Source organism: Pseudomonas sp. LB-090624 (assembly GCF_003205205.1).
GTDB lineage: Bacteria > Pseudomonadota > Gammaproteobacteria > Pseudomonadales > Pseudomonadaceae > Aquipseudomonas.
The window spans coordinates 1-6,193 of the sequence record NZ_QJRL01000067.1; the positions used below are offsets into that span (position 1 = coordinate 1).

Genomic DNA, 6,193 nt, shown 5'->3' on the forward strand with positions numbered 1-6,193 from the left:
ACCCGGTCTTGAACAGGGAACGGGTCGAGTCCACCAGACGGCGGTCATCGGCCTGGTCACCGACGTTCAGCGGCAAGGCCCCGAACACGCTGCCGGCGGAAACCCGCTGCAGGCCGTTGACGCGAATGTCGGCGATCCTGAACGGTGAGGCCTGGGCCAGTGTGGCTTTCAGCAGCAGGATGGAGAGCAACAGGCGCGGGTAGTTCATCGGGGGTTCCAGACAAGCGGATTTGGAGGGAGGCAAGCGCGGGCAACCCGCAAGCAGCGGGCGATGAGGATACGGGCGGGCTGTGTACGGCGCGGTTAGCCGAGGGTAAAGATGTGTAAAGTCCGACCGGCCGGCGGTGACAGTGCCGGCGCGTAGGGCGATCATTACCACCCCTGCAATTGCGAAATCTGGCCCTGATGATCCCTGTGCTGCTGGTCGACGACGACCGCGAACTGACCGAAATGCTCTCTTTGTACCTGGCGCGCGAAGGCTTTCAGGCAACGGCCGTGAACACCGGCGAAGAAGGCGAGACCCAGGCGTTGTCCGGCAACTTCCAGGTGGTGGTGCTGGACGTGATGCTGCCCGGCATTTCGGGCATCGAAGTGTTACGCCGCGTGCGCGCGCGCAGCCAGGTGCCGGTACTGCTGCTGACTGCCCGGGGCGACAACATCGACCGCATCGCCGGCCTTGAACTGGGTGCCGACGACTATGTACCCAAGCCCAGTTCTCCTGGCGAGCTGGTGGCGCGCCTGCGGGCGATACTGCGGCGCGTGCAGCCACACCTGATGGGTGAAACCAGCGCGCCCGAGGTACCTGAACAGGTACGCAGCGGCGCATTGAAAATGTGGCCGGGGCGGCGCGAGGCGCGCTGGGGCGCAGCCACCCTGGAACTGACCGGCTCCGAGTTCAGCCTGCTCGAAGCCCTGGCGCGCCAGGCCGGTCAGCTGGTCAGCAAACAGGACTTGTCGCTCAATGCCCTGGGCCGGCCGCTGACCCGTTATGACCGACGCATCGACGTACATGTCAGCAGCATCCGGCAAAAACTTGGCCCGCGCTCCGATGGCAGCAGCTGGATCCAGAGCGTGCGCGGCATGGGCTACATGCTGATCGTCGAATGATGCGCCGGCGGCTGTTCTGGAAGCTGTTCCTGGCCTTCTGGCTGGCCAACACCCTGACCTTCCTGGTGGGGGCGGGGGCCTTCATGCTCAATGAGCTGCGCGGCGATACCCCTGGGCTGCGTGCGCTGCTGGCCACCGAGCTGCAAATGCTCGAACGGCATGGCGAGCGGGCCGGCCGCCAGTTGCTGGACGTGTCGCCACAGCCGCAGGATGTGCAAGTAGGCCTTTACGACGATCAAGGCCGCTTGCTGGCTGGCCAAACGGTGCACGTGGCGCGTTTCGAGCAGGCACTGCTCGACCGTGACGGTCGCCCGCTGGTGCTGCGTGCTTCGGTGGCCACCCGTGTCGGTATGGCACCGCGCCCACGCAACTTTGGCCCGTTTGTGACTGGAGCGGTGATGAGCGCGCTGTTCGCGCTGTTGTGCAGCTTTTACCTGACCCGGCCGCTGACCTGGCTGCGCGAGGCCATGGGCCAGGTTGCCCAAGGCCGTTTCGATGTGCGGGTCAGGCCGCGGCTGGGCAAGCGCCGTGACGAAATCGTCGACCTGGCCGAGGACTGTGACCGCATGGCCGGCCAGCTCAAGGCCTTGGTGCAGGCCCAGCAGAACCTGCTGCATGATATTTCCCATGAGCTGCGCTCACCGCTCACCCGCATGCATGCCGCTATCGGCCTGATGCGCCAGCAACCTGATCGGCCTGACATGCTGGAGCGGGTCGAGCGCGAGTCGCGGCGCATGGACGACCTGATCGAGCAATTGTTGACCCTGGCCCGTGCCCAGTCTCGTCAAGGCAACAGTGACTTCGCCAGCGTGGATGTGGTCGAACTGTTGGCGCAGATCGTCGAGGATGCCCGTTTCGAGGCAGGCATGAAGCAGTGCCAGGTGTCCTTGCTGGCGCAGGGGGCGTTTCTCATGCATGGCCATGAAGAACTCCTGTACCGGGCCTTCGAGAACATCATCCGCAATGCCGTGCGCTACACCAAGCCCGGCACGGCGGTATTGGTGGAGGCCGCGCCGGCACCCGGTGGGCAATGGTTGCAGGTCTGCGTCAGCGACCATGGCCCGGGCGTCGACCCGGCACGCCTGCAGCGTATCTTCGAGCCTTTCGACCGTGGCACCGACAGCAGCAGCGACGGCTTCGGCCTGGGGCTGGCGATCGCCCAACGGGCCATCGCCTTGCACGGTGGCAGCATCACCGCGCTGGCCGCCGCCACAGGGGGCTTGCGAGTGCGTATCGAACTGCCGCAAGCCATTGCTACTTGAAGCCGGTGACCACGTGGGGAACGTAAGGGGCCTGCAAGCGCGCCACCTCGTCCTCGCTCAGCTGCAGTGACAGTGCGCCCAGGGCATCGTCCAGGTGGGCGGGCTTCGAGGCGCCGACGATAGGGGCGCTAACGCCGGCCCTACTCAATACCCAGGCCAGCGCAACCTGGGCCATCGGTACCCCCCGTTCGCTGGCGATCTGCTCGACCACATCGATTACCCGGCCGTCCTCCGCCTCGGTCTTTTCATAGAACGATTGCCCGGACACATCGGTGCGGGTGCGTTGGGTTTGCTGCCCATGCGGTCGTGTCAGGCGGCCGCGCGCCATCGGGCTCCAGGGCATCAGGCCGACGCCTTGATCCAGGCACAGCGGGATCATCTCTCGCTCTTCTTCGCGGTAGATCAGGTTGAGGTAGTTCTGCATCGACACGAAGCGGCTCCAGCCATGGCTGGCGGCTACCTGCTGCGCCTTGGCGAACTGCCAGGCATACATCGACGATGCACCGATGTAGCGCGCCTTGCCGGCCTTGACCACATCATGCAGAGCTTCCATGGTTTCCTCGATGGGGGTGTGATAGTCCCAGCGATGGATCTGGTAGAGGTCGACATAGTCTGTGCCCAGGCGACTGAGGCTGGCGTCGATGTTGGCCATGATCGCCTTGCGTGACAAGCCTTGCTCATTGGGCCGGCTGGCGCCTTCCCACATGTTGGCAGGGAAGAACACCTTGGTGGCGATCACGGTTTCTTCGCGGCGGGTAAACTCCCTCAGGAGTTTGCCGAGGATGATTTCCGAGGTGCCGGCGGAATAGCTATTGGCAGTGTCGAAGAAGTTGATGCCTTGCTCGACGGCATGGCGAATGATCGGCCGGCTGGCGTCTTCGCCCAAGGTCCAGGGATGCGTGCCGGCATCGGGTTCACCGAAGGTCATGCAGCCCAGGCACAGCCTTGAAATGTCCAGCCCAGTGCTACCCAGCTTTACGTACTGCATCGTCGTCTCCTTCAAGGGCGTGAGTGATGGAGTTAGCCTAATGCAGGCAGGGTTGAGCGAAAATTCCGTATTGATGCATGCGCCATCTACAAGAATTCACAAGCGCAGCAGCGGCCGCACCTGTTACTCAAGGAAGTCGGTAACCGCCTTGATCCGCGGCGTGGCGCGAACGTCTTCATGCACGGCCAGCCAGCATTTCGATGCTCCTTGGCGCAGGTCTTCCCAATCGAACATGAATGACTCGGCAGTGGCGGGTGCATAAAAGGGTAGGGTAACCCTTTATGACCATGCCGGCTTCAATGCCCGCCTTTCATCCGCCGCGCCACCAGGTAAATGCCCAGGCCAACCAGCGCAGTCGCGGCGCCGATGTACCCGGTGCTGGTCCAGCCCATACCTGCAGTGATCGCCATACCTCCCAGCCACGGCCCCAGGGCATTGGCAAGGTTGAACGCCGCGTGGTTCGAGGCTGCCGCAAGGCTCGGTGCTTCATGAGCAATATCCATCAACCGGATTTGCAGCGGCGCCGCCAGGGCAATCATGGTGCCCACCAGGCCGATGCCCAGCAGCAGGCTCCATAGAGCCTGTGCAGCGAACGTGAAGAACAGCAGCACGGCAACCGACCACACCAGCACCAGCCCCACCGCACGGAACTGCAAGCGGTCGAACAGTTTGCCGCCCGCGATATTACCGACGATACCGCCTACACCGAACGCCGCAAGGCCGAACGGAATCCATTGCGGTGACACTTGGGTCACCTGCAGCATGGTCGGCGCCAGGTAGCTGAACACGCAGAACATGCCGGCAAAACCGATTGAAGCGATGGCCAGTGCCATCCATACCTGCGGCTGGGTGAAGGCTTGCAGTTCCTTGCGTGGGTCGCTGCGTGCTTCATCGTGGCGCTGAGGCACAAAGCGCCAGACCAGGGCGATGGTGCACAGGGCGATCACGCCGACCAGCACGAATGCTGAACGCCAGCCGAAGTACTGACCGAGGAAGGTGGCCACCGGGTTGCCGAGCAGCATGGCCAGGGTCAGGCCCATCATGACGCGGGCAACGGCCCCGGCGCGTTGATCCTTGGCCACCATGCTTGACGCCACCACGGCGGCAATGCCGAAGTAGGCGCCGTGGGGCAGGCCGCTGATGAAACGGAAAGCCACCAGGCCGCCGAACGAAGGGGCGAGGGCGGTGGCCAGGTTGCCCAAGGCATACAGCAGCATCAACAGCAGCAGCATGTGCTTGCGCAGCAACTTGGCACCGAGAATCGCCAGTGTCGGCGCACCGACCATCACCCCCAGCGCATAGGCGCTGATGGCATGGCCGACTTGCGGCTCGCTCAGTTGCAGGTTGCTGGCAATGTCGGGCATGAGGCCCATGATGGCGAATTCGCCGGTACCGATGGCGAAGCTACCCAGTGCCATGGCGGCTTCCATCTTGGCTACCGTGCTTTTACTGGGAAGAGGAGGTTGTTCCTGGACTGACATCTGTATCCCTATTGAGGCATGCATTGAAACATGCTGAAACGTTCAACGCGGGATGATAGTCAATTCGCGACTTCAACGTCGAGGAAGTAGAGCGGCTTCCTCTCTTTCTCGTCGTTCGCCGGGCACCTATTGGGCCGCCAAAAGCCCGGAACAGGTGGCTATCAGCGCTCCAGGTAATGGGTTTGTGCGGCGAAGTCGATGAAGCGCTTGCTGGCCAGCGACAGGTATTCCCCCGAGCGCCAGCACAGGCGAAAGCTCATTTGCTGCGCTGGCCGGAACGGCACGCCGACAATGCCCGGGGTGCGCTGCTGCACCGAACGCAGCAAAGTCGCCACGCCCATGTTGTCCAGCGCCGCTTGTACCACCAGCGACACGAAGTTGCTTTGCAGCGCCACCTGATACGTGATCCCGTGTTCGGCAAAGAACGCGTCCAGCAGTTGTCGTTGCACGAAAGTGCGGTCAAACACCACCATGTCGGTGTTGCGCAGGTCCTCGGCGGTGAGGAATGCCTTGGCTGCATAAGGGTGGTCGGGGTGCATGCACGCCAGCATCTCGTCGCTGCCCAGCAGGATCGACTCCTTGTCCGGCGGCACCCGACGTGACTCCAGTAGCGCAAGGTCGATTTCCCGTTGTTCCAGGCGGTGACCAATGTCTTCGGCACTGCCTTCGAACACGGTCATGGCAATGCCCGGGTAAAACTGGCGAAAGGCATTCATCAGCCCCGGCACATAGTGCAGGCCGAACATCGGTGGGATGCCCAGGCGCACTTCACCGCGCTTCAGGTCGGCCATGTCGCGCAGCTCTTGCCGGGCAACGTCCATTTCGCGCAAGGCCGATGCGATGCGCGGCAGGAACTGCTCGCCCTCGGCGGTAAGGAGTACTTTGCGCGTGGTGCGGTTGAACAGGGTCACACCCAGTTCTTCTTCCAGCCGGGTAACCGCCATGCTCAGTGCCGGCTGGGCAATGTGCAGGTGCTGCGCAGCCTTGGTGAAGCTGCCTTGCCGGACGATTTCGACACAGCAACGCAATGCCTTGAGGTTCATCGAGGGGTGCTACCTTTCATGCCAGTTGCATTCATAACGAACTGTGATGACACGCATCATAACAATATATTTATTATTATTAACCAGAGGGCCTACGATGCGCGCCACTGAGACATCCTGCAACATCTCAGTCGCGCAGCTTAATAAATCTGCAATTCCACGAAGATTTTGAGGTAGTACCCCAAATGGCCAAGGCCGCCGATGTCGTTGTGCAATGCCTGGAAAACGAAGGTGTCGAGTATGTATTCGGCATTCCCGGTGAAGAAAACCTCGACCTGCTCGAATCCCTGCGCAAGTCGAAGATCAAGCTGG

At 62.4% G+C, this 6,193-nt stretch carries 6 protein-coding genes and 1 pseudogene; 3 read left to right on the plus strand and 4 right to left on the minus strand.

Annotated features, from left to right (window positions below):
• Nucleotides 1–208, minus strand: a pseudogene (locus DMX11_RS25665) (outer membrane assembly protein); the annotation flags it as partial.
• A 197-nt stretch (nt 209–405) separates the two neighbouring features.
• Here DMX11_RS25665 and DMX11_RS25670 point away from each other — a divergent pair.
• Entirely contained in the window at nt 406–1,107 is a 702-nt protein-coding gene (locus DMX11_RS25670) for a response regulator transcription factor (RefSeq protein ID WP_110748610.1), read from the plus strand.
• Nucleotides 1,104–2,369, plus strand: coding sequence for an ATP-binding protein (locus DMX11_RS25675; protein ID WP_110748613.1), 1,266 nt, complete (start codon nt 1,104–1,106; stop codon nt 2,367–2,369). Before DMX11_RS25670 ends, DMX11_RS25675 begins: the two co-directional genes overlap by 4 nt.
• Here the strand turns inward: DMX11_RS25675 and DMX11_RS25680 are convergent.
• From DMX11_RS25680 to DMX11_RS25690, 3 genes are all read right to left on the minus strand, one after another.
• On the minus strand, nt 2,362–3,357 hold the full coding sequence (locus DMX11_RS25680; protein WP_110748616.1) for an aldo/keto reductase: 996 nt from the start codon (nt 3,355–3,357) through the stop codon (nt 2,362–2,364). The genes DMX11_RS25675 and DMX11_RS25680 overlap by 8 nt on opposite strands.
• Before the next feature lie 296 nt (nt 3,358–3,653).
• Nucleotides 3,654–4,838 (minus strand): MFS transporter, encoded by a 1,185-nt coding sequence (locus tag DMX11_RS25685; RefSeq protein ID WP_110748619.1) that lies wholly within the window; start codon nt 4,836–4,838, stop codon nt 3,654–3,656.
• Between the two features lie 161 nt (nt 4,839–4,999).
• On the minus strand, nt 5,000–5,881 hold the full coding sequence (locus tag DMX11_RS25690; protein WP_110748621.1) for a LysR family transcriptional regulator: 882 nt from the start codon (nt 5,879–5,881) through the stop codon (nt 5,000–5,002).
• Nucleotides 5,882–6,066: 185 nt separating this feature from the next.
• On the opposite strand from DMX11_RS25690, the gene DMX11_RS25695 reads away from it, so the two are divergent.
• Nucleotides 6,067–6,193 (plus strand): thiamine pyrophosphate-binding protein (locus DMX11_RS25695; protein WP_009682266.1); only part of this gene is annotated, 127 nt, incomplete at its 3' end.

Bases quoted from the DNA above. Each gene is read 5' to 3' on its own strand.
- DMX11_RS25675 (WP_110748613.1), top strand. From the start codon at position 1,104: ATGATGCGCCGGCGGCTGTTCTGGAAGCTGTTCCTGGCCTTCTGGCTG.
- DMX11_RS25670 (WP_110748610.1), top strand. From the start codon at position 406: ATGATCCCTGTGCTGCTGGTCGACGACGACCGCGAACTGACCGAAATG.
- DMX11_RS25690 (WP_110748621.1), bottom strand. From the start codon at position 5,881: ATGAACCTCAAGGCATTGCGTTGCTGTGTCGAAATCGTCCGGCAAGGC.
- DMX11_RS25680 (WP_110748616.1), bottom strand. From the start codon at position 3,357: ATGCAGTACGTAAAGCTGGGTAGCACTGGGCTGGACATTTCAAGGCTG.
- DMX11_RS25685 (WP_110748619.1), bottom strand. From the start codon at position 4,838: ATGTCAGTCCAGGAACAACCTCCTCTTCCCAGTAAAAGCACGGTAGCC.